The 13,865-nt window shown below is 61.2% G+C and carries 14 protein-coding genes; 5 read left to right on the forward strand and 9 right to left on the reverse strand.

Annotation, left to right across the window (positions count from 1 at the left end; genetic code table 11):
- Positions 1–84: 84 nt before the first annotated feature.
- Positions 85–987, reverse strand: a complete 903-nt coding sequence (locus tag ACIQWP_RS19000) for an EamA family transporter (protein ID WP_402790413.1) — start codon at positions 985–987, stop codon at positions 85–87.
- An 82-nt stretch (positions 988–1,069) separates the two neighbouring features.
- Here ACIQWP_RS19000 and ACIQWP_RS19005 point away from each other — a divergent pair, with 82 nt between their 5' ends.
- Positions 1,070–1,558: a MarR family winged helix-turn-helix transcriptional regulator gene (locus tag ACIQWP_RS19005; protein ID WP_402790416.1), complete on the forward strand. Its 489-nt coding sequence runs from the start codon at positions 1,070–1,072 to the stop codon at positions 1,556–1,558.
- On the opposite strand, the gene ACIQWP_RS19010 is transcribed toward ACIQWP_RS19005, so the two are convergent.
- Entirely contained in the window at positions 1,535–2,461 is a 927-nt protein-coding gene (locus ACIQWP_RS19010) for a LysR family transcriptional regulator (protein WP_402790419.1), read from the reverse strand. The two genes, ACIQWP_RS19005 and ACIQWP_RS19010, sit on opposite strands and share 24 nt — an antisense overlap.
- Positions 2,462–2,601: 140 nt before the next feature.
- Between ACIQWP_RS19010 and ACIQWP_RS19015 the strand changes: the two genes are divergently transcribed.
- Positions 2,602–4,059 (forward strand): MFS transporter, encoded by a 1,458-nt coding sequence (locus tag ACIQWP_RS19015; protein WP_402790422.1) that lies wholly within the window; start codon positions 2,602–2,604, stop codon positions 4,057–4,059.
- A 43-nt stretch (positions 4,060–4,102) separates the two neighbouring features.
- On the opposite strand, the gene ACIQWP_RS19020 is transcribed toward ACIQWP_RS19015, so the two are convergent.
- Positions 4,103–4,999: a LysR family transcriptional regulator gene (locus ACIQWP_RS19020; RefSeq protein WP_402790425.1), complete on the reverse strand. Its 897-nt coding sequence runs from the start codon at positions 4,997–4,999 to the stop codon at positions 4,103–4,105.
- Positions 5,000–5,089: 90 nt separating this feature from the next.
- On the opposite strand from ACIQWP_RS19020, the gene ACIQWP_RS19025 reads away from it, so the two are divergent.
- Entirely contained in the window at positions 5,090–5,725 is a 636-nt protein-coding gene (locus tag ACIQWP_RS19025; RefSeq protein WP_402791002.1) for an NADPH-dependent F420 reductase, read from the forward strand.
- Between the two features lie 85 nt (positions 5,726–5,810).
- On the opposite strand, the gene ACIQWP_RS19030 is transcribed toward ACIQWP_RS19025, so the two are convergent.
- Both ACIQWP_RS19030 and ACIQWP_RS19035 read right to left on the reverse strand, forming a co-directional pair.
- The gene (locus ACIQWP_RS19030) at positions 5,811–6,641 is read right to left on the reverse strand and encodes an aldo/keto reductase (RefSeq protein ID WP_402790428.1); all 831 of its coding nucleotides are present in this window, start codon (positions 6,639–6,641) and stop codon (positions 5,811–5,813) included.
- A gap of 145 nt (positions 6,642–6,786) precedes the next feature.
- On the reverse strand, positions 6,787–7,335 hold the full coding sequence (locus tag ACIQWP_RS19035; RefSeq protein ID WP_402790431.1) for a L,D-transpeptidase: 549 nt from the start codon (positions 7,333–7,335) through the stop codon (positions 6,787–6,789).
- Positions 7,336–7,483: 148 nt separating this feature from the next.
- Here ACIQWP_RS19035 and ACIQWP_RS19040 point away from each other — a divergent pair, with 148 nt between their 5' ends.
- Together ACIQWP_RS19040 and ACIQWP_RS19045 are read left to right on the forward strand one after the other, a co-directional pair.
- The gene (locus ACIQWP_RS19040) at positions 7,484–8,167 is read left to right on the forward strand and encodes a response regulator transcription factor (RefSeq protein ID WP_402790434.1); all 684 of its coding nucleotides are present in this window, start codon (positions 7,484–7,486) and stop codon (positions 8,165–8,167) included.
- 7 nt (positions 8,168–8,174) lie between these two features.
- On the forward strand, positions 8,175–8,630 hold the full coding sequence (locus ACIQWP_RS19045; protein ID WP_402790436.1) for a cyclic nucleotide-binding domain-containing protein: 456 nt from the start codon (positions 8,175–8,177) through the stop codon (positions 8,628–8,630).
- Between the two features lie 19 nt (positions 8,631–8,649).
- Here ACIQWP_RS19045 and ACIQWP_RS19050 read toward each other — a convergent pair whose 3' ends face one another.
- The 4 genes from ACIQWP_RS19050 to ACIQWP_RS19065 all read right to left on the reverse strand — a co-directional run bounded on the left by ACIQWP_RS19050 (position 8,650) and on the right by ACIQWP_RS19065 (position 13,719).
- Complete coding sequence (locus tag ACIQWP_RS19050; RefSeq protein ID WP_402790439.1) at positions 8,650–9,084, reverse strand: GNAT family N-acetyltransferase; 435 nt, start codon at positions 9,082–9,084, stop codon at positions 8,650–8,652.
- Between the two features lie 155 nt (positions 9,085–9,239).
- Positions 9,240–10,043, reverse strand: a complete 804-nt coding sequence (locus ACIQWP_RS19055) for an exodeoxyribonuclease III (protein WP_402790442.1) — start codon at positions 10,041–10,043, stop codon at positions 9,240–9,242.
- A 204-nt stretch (positions 10,044–10,247) separates the two neighbouring features.
- Positions 10,248–10,910, reverse strand: coding sequence for an outer-membrane lipoprotein carrier protein LolA (locus tag ACIQWP_RS19060; RefSeq protein ID WP_402790445.1), 663 nt, complete (start codon positions 10,908–10,910; stop codon positions 10,248–10,250).
- A gap of 136 nt (positions 10,911–11,046) precedes the next feature.
- The gene (locus tag ACIQWP_RS19065; RefSeq protein ID WP_402790448.1) at positions 11,047–13,719 is read right to left on the reverse strand and encodes a DNA translocase FtsK 4TM domain-containing protein; all 2,673 of its coding nucleotides are present in this window, start codon (positions 13,717–13,719) and stop codon (positions 11,047–11,049) included.
- Between the last annotated feature and the right edge of the window lie 146 nt (positions 13,720–13,865).

Here is a 13,865-nt window from a genome sequence, read left to right on the forward strand (position 1 = left end):
GGCTCAACCCCGGTTAGGTGCCGACAGGCGGATGAGGGGGATGTCAGAAGCATGAAAGCCTTTGGCTTAAAGAAGATTGCCCCCTCATCCGACCCTTCGGGCCACCTTCTCCCCAAGGGGAGAAGGAGTCTGCCGGGCCGCAGCCTGCTGCGCCCTCTGGCTGAGCCAGACGCTGCCGATGACGACGACAATGCCGAACATCTGCATCGCACTCAGCTGCTGACCAAGCACGACCCAACCCAGAATCACCGCCGTCGTCGGGCTAAGGAAGCCGAGCGGCGAGACCACCGAAGGTTCGAGCCGTGACAGCCCCCGGAACCAGAGAATATAGGTGAGCGCCGCGCCGATCAGCCCAAGATAGGCAAAGCCCAGAATATTGGCGCCCGTCAAATGCGGCAGCGGCGGTTCGAGCAGCAGCGCCACCGGCAGCAGCAATAGGCCGCCCGCCGTCAGCTGCCATGCCGTAAAGGTCAGCGGCGAAACATCCGGCCGCCAGCGGCGGCTGAGCACCGTTCCACCGGCCATGGAAAAGGCCCCCGCAATACCAGCGACGATGCCGATCGGATCGAGCGTCGCATTCGGCGTCAAGATCAGCAGCGCAACGCCTGCAATACCGGCAATGGCGGCGACGATGGAAAGGCTGCGGATCGGCGAGCCCAGCAGCAATCGCGCCAGAACGATGACGATCAGCGGCTGAACGGAGCCAACGGTGGCGGCGACGCCACCGGGCAAGCGGTAGGCCGAAATGAACAAAAGCCACCAGAAGATAGAGAAATTCAGCGCGCCGAGAATGATGGACTTGATCCACCAGATCCCATGCGGCAGCCGCCGCACGATCAGAAGCAGAAGAAGTCCGGCGGGCAGAGCGCGCACCATGGCGACCGTGAGGGGATAGCCGGCCGGCAGCAGTTGCGTCGTCACCAGATAGGTGCTGCCCCAGATCGCCGGCGCGATGGCTGTCAGCAACAGGTCGAGATTGCGGTTCATGACTTGGCCCCAGAATTTATCTTGACCTCAAGATAATTCAAAATACCTTGACGTCAAGATAAATTTGTGGCGATGTCTCGGCATGGATCGTATCGACAAAATTCTGGAGCAATGGCGCCGTGAGCGGCCCGATCTCGACACCACGGCCATGGGTCTCTTTGGGCGCATGCGCAACCTCACGCTCCATCTCTCGCGCGAAATGGAGAAGACCTTCGGCCGCTTCAACCTGAACTCGGCGAACTTCGACATGCTGGCGACCCTGCGCCGCTCGGGCGAGCCCTATACCCTCTCCCCCAGCGACCTGATGGAGACGATGATGGTGTCATCGGGCACGATGACCAATCGCATCGATCAGCTGGAAAGGGCCGGCCTCGTCGCCCGCAGCCAGAACCCGGATGACGGCCGCAGCTTCCTGATTTCCCTGACGCCAAAGGGTTTTGACCTGATCGACGCGGCGGTGACGGCGCATGTCGAAACGCAGAGACGTTTGATCTCGACCCTTTCAGAAGGCGAGCGAAAGGCTCTTGACCGCCTGCTGCGCAATTATTTAGCCGACTTCGAATCTCGCTGATTGGTCCGAACGCCGCTCGGCGCAGACATCGCGGATACAGCCGCGCAGCCAGCGATGCGCCGGATCGGCGTCCATCCGTGGATGCCAGAGCAGCGAGATCGTCACGTCCGAAGTCGGCACCGGCAGTGCGAAACTGTGCATATCGGCCCGCAAGTTGCCCGTATAACGTTCCGGCACGCTGACGATCATGTCGGAGGCCCGCGCCAAAGCCAGCGCCGCCGAGAAACTGCCGACGATTGTCGTTATCTGCCGCTCGCGCCCAAGCCTTTCCAGCGTCTCGTCGATCTCTCCCTTCCGCAAGCCGCGCCGCGAAATGAGAATATGCTGGCCGGCGGCATAACGAGCCGGCGTCATCGGGCCCTCGCTTAGCGGGTGGCCGCGTCTCACCACGCCTATGAAGCGGTCCCGGAACAGGGCCTGCGTTCTGAGCTCCGGCCCGGTATCATCGCCCACGACGCCAGTCTCGAAATCGATCGTACCGTCGCGCAAAGGCGTGCTGTCCTTGTCCACCTTCTGCGTGAAGTAGAGCCGCACGCCGGGAGCCTGCTCCGCGATGCGAGCAATCAGCTCAGGGCCGAAATTCTCCGCGAAGCCTTCGCGGGTGCGCAAGGTGAAGATCCGCACGAGCTGCTTCAGGTTCAGCGTCTCGGAGGGCCGTAACGCCGCCTCCGCCGCCTGCACGAGTTCGCCGACACGCTCGCGCAGCTCAAGCGCCCGCGGCGTCGGCACAAGCCCGCGACCGGCCCTGACCAGCAACGGATCGCCCGTCGTCTCGCGTAGGCGGGCCAGCGCCCGGCTCATGGCGGATGGACTTAACTGCAATCGCCGCGCCGCGCGCGCGACACTGCCCTCCGTAAGAAGCGCATTCAGAGTGACGAGCAGATTGAGATCAGGCGTGGACATGGCGCCAGCATAGCATGGTTTCGCCAATACATAGCGTCAAACGCACGAATGAAGTGCAAATGCTGCGCGTTCCGCCACATCGATCAAGCGGCTACCTTTCTGCCGGGACATTTTCGACGTCGCCAGAAACGGAGCCCATATTGAAATCAATCATCGAAAGACCGGACAAGACCGATTCCAGACGCATCAAAGTCACACCCTCGGTCCGATGGGCGCTCGCCAGCCTCTGCCTCTCCATGCTGATGCCCTCGCTCGACACCAGCATCGCCAATGTCGGCCTGCCGACGCTCGCCCAGGCATTCGGCGCCTCCTTCCAGCAGGTACAGTGGATCGTGCTTGCCTATCTGCTCACCATCACGACGCTGATCGTCAGCGTCGGGCGGCTCGGCGACATTTTCGGGCGGCGACGCCTGCTGCTGATCGGAATAGCCGTCTTCACGCTTGCCTCGCTCTTCTGCGGCATGGCCCCGACGCTGCCGCTCCTGCTCGCCGCCAGAGGCCTGCAGGGCCTCGGCGCCGCCATGATGATGGCGTTGACGGTGGCGATGGTCGGTGAAACCGTGCCGAAGGAAAGGACGGGTAGCGCCATGGGCCTGCTCGGCACCATGTCCGCCATCGGAACGACACTCGGCCCGTCGCTCGGCGGCATCCTGATTGCCAGCTTCGGCTGGGAAACCATTTTCCTGGTCAATATTCCGCTTGGCATCGCGAACTTCCTGCTCGCCGCCCGCTTCCTGCCGGCGGATCGTGCGGACCGGAAAACCGCTCAGGGGCGCCTCGATGCGATCGGCACCGCGCTTCTGGCCCTGACACTGGCTGCCTATGCGCTCGCCATGACGATGGGGCACGGCAGCTTCGGCGCGCTGAATATCGGCCTGCTGTTGGCCGCAGTCTTCGGAGTGGCTCTCTTTGCGTTCACCGAGATGAAAGTGAAATCACCGCTGCTGTGCCTTTCGATGTTCCGCGATCCCTCGCTGAGCGCCGGCCTTGCCATGAGCACCCTCGTCTCGACCGTCATGATGGCGACGCTGGTGGTCGGACCCTTCTATCTCTCCCGCGCCCTCGGCTTCGATGCGGCCCATGTCGGCGCCATCATGTCCGCCGGCCCCTTGATATCGGCGTTGACAGGCATACCCGCCGGCCGCATCGTCGATCGCTTGGGCGTCAACCGCATGATCGTGACCGGTCTCATCGGCATGATTGCCGGTCTATCCTTGTTAGTCATGCTGCAAGGCAGATTCGGTGTTGCCGGCTATATCGGCCCGCTCGTCATCGTCACCGCAAACTATGCACTGTTTCAGGCTGCCAACAACACCGCGATCATGACCGACATCCGGCCAGAACAGCGCGGCGTCATCTCGGGCATGCTGAGCCTGTCGCGAAACCTCGGGCTGATAACAGGCGCATCCGTCATGGGCGCGGTCTTCACGCTGGCATCGGGAACCGCCAACGTAACCGCGGCGGCCCCGGAGGCGGTCGCGACCGGCATGCAGATCACCTTCGCGATTGGCGCCCTCGTGATCACCACAACGCTCGCGATCGCCCTCATGGGCCTGGCATTTGCAAAGCGCGCCGCGCTCGCGCAGGAAACCTCGTGAGGATCGGCAGGCAAGGATGGCGGAGGACAAGCCCGCCATCCAGTCAAACCGATCCATGGCTGCCGAATTCGGCGGAAACGAAGTCGAGGAAGCTGCGAAGCTTTGGCGTGACGCGGCGATCAGGCGCGTAAAGAATATGCAGCGGGCGCGTCGGCACGCTGTATTCGGGCAGGATTGATACCAGCGCGCCTGCCTCCAGGCTCGATCGGATGAGTTCGAACGGCTGCAGGATGATGCCGATCCCCGCCAGCGCCGCCTGCAGCAGCGCCTCGCCATTATCGATCATCAACCGGCCGGAGATCGGAATGCTTATATTTCCGTCCGGCCCTTCGAAATCCCAATGGGTCCTCAACATTGTATGCGAGAAGATCAGGCACTCGTGATCCCTGAGATCATCCGGCCTGGAGGGGGCACCGTGCGCATGCAGATAGCCCGGCGCGGCGCAGATCACCAGTCGATACGGGTCAAGACGGCGGGCGATCAGGCCGCTGTCCGCAAGTTCGCCGACGCGAAACACCGCGTCATAGCCCTCGTCGATCAGATCCACCATGCGGTTCGACAGCGACAGCTCTATCGAAACCTCGGAATGCGCGCTGAGATATTTGGGAAGCTTCGGTGCGAGCGCATGAATTCCGAATGAGACGGGAGCATTGACCTTCAACCTTCCGCGCGGCACGGCGCGTGTCTCGGCCGCCAGCGCCTCAGCGGCCTCGACCTCGGCCAAAATATTCCGCGAGCGCTCATAGAACTGACTGCCGATCTCTGTCAGGTGCTGGCGACGAGTGGTTCGATTGAGAAGTCGAACGCCTAGATGCTGTTCGAGAAATTGCACGTGCTTGCCGACGAGCTGCGGCGACATGTTCAATGCATCGGCAGCAGCGCTGAACGAGCCGAATTCGACGGCCTTGACGAAGATGCTCATGCTGGAGAAACGATCCATTAGAAATATTCCATTTCAAGTATAGCCCCATATAGCTTATTTATCCCAATATGGCGATAATAGTATCTATTCGTCAGCAACAACAAGGAGCTGACGACCATGAAAATCGCTGTCATTGGTACTGGAAATATGGGAGCGGGCCTGGCACGCTTGCTGGCTGGAACGGGTTCGGACGTGGTGATCGGCCATCGCGATCCGGCAAAGGCGGCCGCATTTGCCGCGGAGCTGGGCACCAACGTCGAAGCGGGTGGGATTGCCGCCGCCGTCAAGCTCGCGGACATCGTCATATTGGCGCTGCCCTATGGCGTCGTGGCCGACGCCCTCAGGGAAGCCGGCAATCTCGAGGGAAAGATACTGATCGATATCAGCAATCCGGTCACCGCAGATTTCCGCGGTCTCGTTGTCGGCCACTCGACGTCGGCCGCCGAAGAAATTCAGGCGCTCGCGCCCGAGGCAACGGTGGTGAAGGCATTCAACACCATTTTCTCGCAGCTGCTGCCTGCCGAGGGGCGTAAGGGCAAGGCGCTACAGGTCTTCGTCGCCGGCGATAATGAGAAGGCCAAGGAGGCTGTATCCCGCCTCGCTCAATCCATCGGCTTCGAACCTGTCGATGCAGGTCCGCTCTCCAATGCCCGCTTTATCGAGCCCATCGGCGAGATGAACATTCATTTCGGCTTCTTCCTCGGCAAAGGCCCATCCGTGGCGCCTGCCTGGATTCAGCTCTGAGCGCATTCGGCAGCATGGAGACGAAAAAGGCCCGAGGCGAGAGCTTTGGGCCCTTTTGATAGCTGAACTTCCTCTGGAGCCGATATCAGAAGCTGGCCGTCATCGGGTCCGGGCCGATGCGACCACTGGCCGAATCGAGCTTGGCAATCTCGGCCAGATCGTCGCTATCCAGCTTGAAATCGAAAACCCTAAGATTTTCCTCGATGCGGCTCGGCGTCACCGATTTCGGGATGACGATCAGGCCGTTGTCGATGTGCCAGCGGATGATGACCTGCGCCGGCGTGCGGCCATGCTTTTGGGCGACATTGCCGATCACGGCATTGGTGAGAAGCTTGCCCTGGCCGAGCGGGCTCCAGGACTCGGTCTTGATGCCGAGCCTGTCATGCACGTCGCGAAGCGCCTTCTGCTGGAAGGTCGGATGCAGCTCGATCTGGTTGAGAACAGGCGTGACGCCCGTCTCGCCGATGATGCGGTCGAGATGCGCCTCGGCAAAATTGGAAACGCCGATCGAGCGGACCCGCCCTTCTTCCTTGAGGCGAACGAAGGCCTTCCAGGTGTCAAGATAGCGGTTGCGGTGCGGCGACGGCCAGTGGATGAGGTAAAGATCGACATAATCCGTACCGAGACGCTTCAGGCTTCCTTCGAAAGCCTTCAACGTGGAATCGAAGCCCTGCGCCTCGTTCCAGAGCTTGGTGGTCAGATAAATGTCCGCGCGAGCGACGCCGGATTGGCGCATGCCTTCGCCGACACCATCCTCATTGGCATAGATGGCAGCGGTATCGACGTGGCGATAGCCGGCTTTCAAAGCCGTGTTGACCGCCATCGGCGCGACGTTTTCCGGGGTTTGCCAGACGCCGAGGCCGACTTGCGGAATGGAATTGCCGTCATTGAACGTGATTGTCGGTTGCGTGGTCACGGTAAGTCTCCAAAGGATGAAAAGTGGGTGAAGTGAAGGCGTGATTTAAATTCTGAAAGGAAAGGGGTGGACCAGATCCGCGCAGGCGCGCCGGTCGAAAACCCATATAGTGGAGAATGTTGGGATTTTAACCCTGATCATTCGCTCAGACAACCCGGATGGCGGTTCCCTTGCGCAGCAGCGGCAGGATGCGTCGCATGTGGCCAAGGCTGACCGCGATACACCCGGCCGTCGGCTCATAGCCAGGCCTGATCAGGTGGAAGAAGATCGCCGAACCTCGATGGCGCCGGCGCGAACGCACATTCCAGTCGAGCACTAGGCAGATATCATAGAGGCCGTCGCTCCGCCGCAACTCCTCGTGGCTCGGCTTGAAGGGAGCCTTCACCAGCCTGTTGTAGTTGGGATTATCGGGCTGATCGCACCAGAGCATATTCGTGCGGATGCGCCGCATCGGCAGGGCCGTACTCATGAGGCGGACCCGATCGCCGCGCATGAAGCCGTAGAGCAGCTTCATGTCCGCAATCGGCGTCGCACCGTCCCCTTCCCGCTTCACGATGCTGCGCCCGGATCGGCCGATCGCTGCCGGCACGGTCAAGGGCCCCACCTGCACCAGGGCCCGTGTCTTCTTGCCCGGCGCGGGACGCACGACGATCGTCGAAGCTGTTCGCCTGGCCCCCGCCCTTGTCTTTTGCATTTTCCTCACATGTTTTTGCTTTGCGCGTGATTTCATTTGAAATCATAGCAGTTTCAACCAAACGACCAAGCCTGAGCCGCGTCGCGACTTGCTAAAAATGCAATTTGGCGTAGGACTTAGGTGGGATTAGAACGAGGACCCGAACGGCATGACTGCACGCACCATTCTCCTGGTGGACGATGACAACGACTTGCGCGAGATGTTGGTCGAGCAATTATCGCTTTATGAGGAATTCACTGTTCTGCAGGAGGCGACTGCCGGAAAGGGTGTGCAGACCGCGCGCACCGTGCCCGTCGATCTCCTCATCATGGATGTCGGCCTGCCCGATATGGACGGCCGCGAAGCCGTGAAGCTGCTGCGCAAGAACGGTTTCAAGCCGCCGATCATCATGCTGACGGGTCACGACACGGATTCCGACACCATCCTCGGCCTCGAAGCCGGCGCCAACGATTATGTGACGAAGCCTTTTCGCTTCGCCGTGCTTTTGGCCCGCATCCGCGCGCAGTTGCGCCAGCACGAGCAGAGTGAGGATGCGACCTTCACTGTAGGACGCTATCTCTTCAAGCCAAGCCAGAAGCTGCTCACCACCGAAGACGGGCAGAAGATCCGCCTGACGGAAAAGGAAGCGGCTATCATCCGCTATCTCTATCGCGCCGACCAGAAGGTTGTGACCCGCGATATCCTGCTGGAAGAAGTTTGGGGCTACAATTCCGGCGTCACCACCCACACGCTCGAAACCCATGTCTACCGCCTTCGCCAGAAGATCGAGCGCGACCCTTCCAATGCCGAGATCCTGGTGACGGAAAACGGCGGCTACAAGATCATTCCGTAGGCGATCGATGGCGCTGAACGACGATATCCGACTGCTGTCGCAACTGCCGCTGTTTCACGGCATGGGCGATGAGCCGTTGCGGCTGATCGCCTTCGGCGCCGATCGTCGCCATGTGAACGAGGGCCAGACGCTTTTCCGGGAAAAATCGCCCGCCGAATGTGCCTATGTCGTCACGCGCGGCAGTTTCGAGCTCAGCACCATCGATGGCACCGGCCAGAAGCAGGTCGAGGCGGTGGTCCAGGCAGGCACCATGCTTTCGGAGTTGGCGATGGTGACGCTGGTGGAGCGGAAATATACGGCTGTTGCCGCCGAGGAAGCCGACGTGATCCGCATCACCCGCGCTCTCTTCCACCGGCTGATCGAGGAATATCCGGACGCCGGGCTGCTGATCCAGAACCGCATCCGCGAAAACTTTGCCGCCCTTGCCCGGCAAGCGGCCGCACTTCTCGGCCGCTTTTCCTGACGTTCACCGACGACCGGCTTCAGGACAATGACTTTACGAGCAAGACCGTCGTCAGTCCGCTATCCCAATCTTCATCCGGATAGCGGTCAATCTCGCGATAACCTAGGGTTGCATAGAAGGCTTGGCTGGGATGATTGAATGTATCGGTTTCCAGCCGTGCCGTGGCAAAGCCGGCAGCGGCAATCTGCTTCTCCGCATGGTCCATCAGGCGTCGTCCTATTCCGCGTCGGGCATGCGCTGAATGCACGTGGAGGGCATGCACGAAGTCGTCCTCCCAATCGACAAAGCCGACGACCTCACCGGCAACCTCGGCCACCCAGAATTGAAGCCCGCGCATATCCACATAGGCAGCAGGTTTTTCCTCCTGAATAAACGCCTGCGCAGCGGTCTCGGTGATATTAGGCCGCCAGGTGCTGTTGAACGTATCGTGAAGAACATCGCTCAGGTGGGCCATGTCTTCCCGGCGCGCTGCCCGAAGGATGAGATCTCTATTTCCACTCATGATAGCAGGATAGACCTACCGGCGGATCGAATCCAGCGCTTGGTGCCCTCGTTTGACGGCAGCCCGCAGATCGATCGCAGAGCGGAAGACTCCGCCTATTCTATCCGCTAGAGATCGAAATGCGCCGTTACCGGCACATGGTCGGACGGACGATCCCAACCGCGCGCCGCCTTCAGGATCTCGATCCGCTGCAGGTGCGGGCCAAGGTCGGATGACGACCAGATGTGGTCGAGGCGGCGGCCGCGATCGGCAGCCTCCCAATCCTTGGCGCGATAGCTCCACCACGTATAGAGCTTCTCGCTGTCAGGCACCTGCTGGCGCATCAGGTCGAGCCAGGAGCCGCGCTTCATCACCTCGATCAAGCCGTCGGTCTCGATCGGCGTATGGCTGACGATCTTCAACAGCTGCTTGTGCGACCAGACGTCATGTTCCAGCGGCGCGATGTTGAGATCGCCGACGAGGATTGCAGAGGTGTTCTGCTCGGCATTCGCATGCAGCTTCTTCATCTCCTCGATGAAATCGAGCTTGTGGCCGAATTTCGGATTGATGCTGCGGTCCGGCTCGTCGCCGCCGGCCGGAACGTAGAAATTGTGCAGACGGATGCGCCGGCCGCCGCGCTCGAAGATCGCCGAAATATGCCTGCTGTCGCCGACATTGCAGTAATCCTGGCGATGATCCTCCGTCAGAGGAAAGCGCGAGGCGATTGCGACGCCATGATAGCCCTTCTGGCCGTGGATGATGATATGCTCGTAGCCAAGCGCTCTAAGAGGCGCATAGGGAAAAAGCTCGTTCGGAACCTTGGTTTCCTGCAGGCAGAGAATGTCGGGCCGGGCCTGCATGACGAACTGCTCGACGATGGGCATGCGCAGCCGCACCGAGTTGATGTTCCAGGTCGCTATCGAAAATCCCATGCCCAAACCTTCCCCTTAGAGCAATTCCAGGAAAAGTGCGCAGCGGTTTTCCGGCCGGAATTGAGTGAAAACAGACAGCTGGAGCGGCCCGGCGATTCCGTGAAACGCTAAACAGCTCTAGTCAGACTAAGGCTTTAGACCGGCTGCGCGCGAAAGAAAAGCGCCATTCAGCGCTTCCCTTGCCACCGAGGATGGAGATGTCGATCAGCGTATGTAATCGATGCGGAAAACGCTGTCGTCGAAGGACACATTGGTCTTGACGTTGTTGATGATGACGTCGGTCGTCTTGCCCTGCGGATCGATGACGGTCCATTGACGCAGGTCGTAAGTCTTTGAATCGAAGATCATCGTGATGGTGGAATCACCGAAGACGGTGCGGTTGCCGAGCGTGATCTTGGTCAAATCCGGCTGCGAATCGACATTGCGCACCATGTCGGCGGAAAGGTCGATCTTGTTGGCTAGCAAAAGGCTCAGCGGCGTTTTCGACAGCTGATACATGTTCTTCGTATTCGTCTGGTCGTTGACGACCTGCACGTTGTTGCCATCGCAGATGACGCGCATGCGGGATGGCGGATCGTAGTTGAAGCGCATCTTGCCCGGGCGCAGAATGAAAAACGCACCGCTCATCTGGTCACCGCGCGGCCCGATCTGCAGGAAGCCCCCCTTCATCGACTTGATGGACGAAAAGTGATCGGCGATAGCCTGGGCGATGTTGGGATTGAGGGTGGCTGGAGCTGCCTGGGCCTGGGCTTGCGCAAAGGCCGAAACGGGCAGAACGCCTGCCGCACCGACCGCGACCACGGCGCCGAGGAAATGCCGGCGGGTCAGGGAAAGTCGGTTGGACGGCTGCGCATCAAACTTTGTCATCGAATTCTCCTTCATGCTTTGTCCATGGCGCGCAAAATCGGCGTCTTCATGGCGCAACGGCCTATGGCCGGTAAGGGTCTGCGATCAAATTTCCCTGAACATGGCCGGGATGTGCGGCACAGAAAGACGGGCTGCCTCAGCGATCGAGAATATCGGCTTCGGTCGGAACGAGAATTTCGCGCTTGCCGGCATGGTTCGCCGGGCCGATCAGGCCTTCCTGCTCCATGCGCTCGATCAGCGACGCCGCACGGTTGTAGCCGATGCCGAGGCGCCGCTGGATATAGGATGTCGAGGCCTTGCCGTCGCGCAGCACGATCGCAACCGCCTGGTCGTAGGGGTCTTCCGAGTCGGAAAGATTGGAGGTGCCGACCGGACCGTGACCGTCTTCGTCCTCGTCGTCATCGGCAGTGATCGCTTCGAGATATTGCGGCGAGCCCTGCGTCTTCAGATAGGCGACGATATCCTCCACCTCGCCATCGGAGACGAAGGGGCCGTGGACGCGCTGGATGCGGCCGCCGCCGGCCATGTAGAGCATGTCGCCCATGCCGAGCAGCTGTTCCGCACCCTGCTCGCCGAGGATGGTTCGGCTGTCGATCTTCGACGTCACCTGGAAGGAGATGCGGGTCGGGAAGTTCGCCTTGATCGTGCCGGTGATGACGTCGACGGATGGACGCTGCGTCGCCATGATGACATGGATGCCGGCGGCACGCGCCATCTGTGCCAGGCGCTGCACCGCGCCTTCGATATCCTTGCCGGCGACCATCATCAGGTCGGCCATTTCGTCGATGATGACGACGATATAGGGCATCGGCTTCAGGTCGAATTCTTCCGTCTCGTAGATCGCCTCGCCCGTGTGGCGGTCGAAACCGGTCTGCACGGTCCGGCTGATCGCCTCGCCCTTGGCGACGGCCTGCTCGACGCGCGTATTGAAACCATCGATATTGCGAACGCCGATCTTCGACATCTTCTTGTAACGCTCTTCCATCTCGCGGACGGTCCATTTGAGCGCAACGACCGCCTTTTTCGGGTCGGTGACGACGGGCGACAGCAAATGCGGGATACCGTCATAGACTGACAGCTCCAGCATCTTCGGATCGATCATGATCAGGCGGCATTGCTCCGGCGTCATGCGATAGAGCAGCGACAGGATCATCGTATTGATGGCGACGGACTTGCCCGAGCCGGTGGTGCCGGCTACGAGCAGATGCGGCATCTTGGCGAGATCGGCGATCACGGGCTCGCCGCCGATCGTCTTGCCGAGCGACATGGCAAGCTTGGCCTTGGAGGTCTCGAAATCGCGGCTGGCGACGAGTTCGCGCAGATAGACCGTCTCGCGCGTCGAGTTCGGCAGTTCGATGCCGATGGCATTGCGGCCGGGAACGACCGCGACGCGGGCAGCAATCGCGCTCATCGAGCGGGCGATATCGTCGGCAAGACCGATGACGCGGGACGACTTGATGCCGGGCGCCGGCTCCAGTTCGTAGAGCGTGACAACCGGGCCGGGACGGACATGGATGATCTCGCCCTTGACGCCGAAATCCTCGAGGACGCCTTCGAGCATGCGGGCATTCTGCTCCAGCGCATCGGCCGAGAGCGTCGCATCGCGGGCGACGGCCTTCGGCTCGGCAAGCAGGTGGACGGCGGGAAGCTGGAATCCGTAGGGACGGATGAAGGAGGTCTGCGCCTCCCGTTCGGCCCGCGCACCCGGCTTCGGACGCGGTGCGGCTGCAGTGACGCGATGGCCGGCGGCGGTAGCCTTCGGCGCAGCCGGGGTCAGCGGCCAATCCTCTTCCTCATCGTCGGGCAGGATATCAGCCGGGCGCCGCGGATCGCGGTCATAGATCGAATCCTCGTCATCATCCTCGTCATCGCCGAGGCTGATCGAGGGCGCGGAAACAAGGCGGCGCGCTGCCGGGCCGTCCATGGACGGATCGAGACGGTCGCCGCGCGCCACCGGCGCCTTGGCGCGCACCGGCTCGTTCAGCGTACCGAATTCGTCGTCATTGAAATCATAGGGCGCATCGAAGGCATGGTCGCGGCGCTTGCGCGGCCCCATGCCGAACAGCCGGCGAAGGCGGGCCTGCGTGTTGTACCAAGCATGCATGATGGCGCCGAAGGCCATGAAATTGCTGAGGAAGCTGCCGCGGTCGTCGTCCTCGTCCGCATCGCCCACCCGGCGAGCACGGCTGCGGGTTTCCTCGTAATCGTCCTCATCCTCCTCGTCTTCCACAAGGTTTTCGCCGATGACGCCAGCGGCAAAGAGCATGAGCCAGATGGCCGGAACGGCAAGAACCGAACCGATGATGATGGCGACGATGCCGCTCGGATAGGTGCCGATGAAGAGCGCCGGAAGGCGCAGCAGAAGATCACCGACGACACCACCGATCCCGTTCGGGATGGGCCAGGTCGGCGGCGCTGGAAAGCAGGCGATGGAGCCGGCTGCGACGATGCAGCCGCCCAGCCAGGCGCCGAGGCGCGAAGGCACGCGATGAAGCTTGCGGTTGGTAATCAGCGCCAAGGCCCAGGCGGCGACGGGCAGCATTGCCAGAACCGAGGCAAGGCCAAGCGACTGCATCATGATGTCGGCAAAGGCAGCACCCGGAAAACCGAGCAGATTGGTTGGCGCATTGGCGGTTGCGTAGGAGTAGCTGGGGTCCATGACGTTCCATGTCGCCAGCGCCGCAACGGCGAGCGCCAGCAGGAACAGTATCGCAAAGCCTGTCAGGCCCTTGACCTGACGCCAAACCACGCTCGATAGCGATAAGCGGTCGGGGCGACCGCTCAACGCCGCCGAATTGCTTCTGCCCATGATATCCAGCCCCGTTCCGTATCCAAAGCGCAAGCGAATCGGTCTATGCCCACTCGCCGGCAGGTTAGCCCTACCTAATCAGAGGAGGGTTAATGGCATGTTAACCATGCAGGCCAACCCCGGGAATCGCCGGCTTTTGCAGCTGG

Source organism: Rhizobium sp. NPDC090279 (assembly GCF_044769665.1).
GTDB lineage: Bacteria > Pseudomonadota > Alphaproteobacteria > Rhizobiales > Rhizobiaceae > Rhizobium.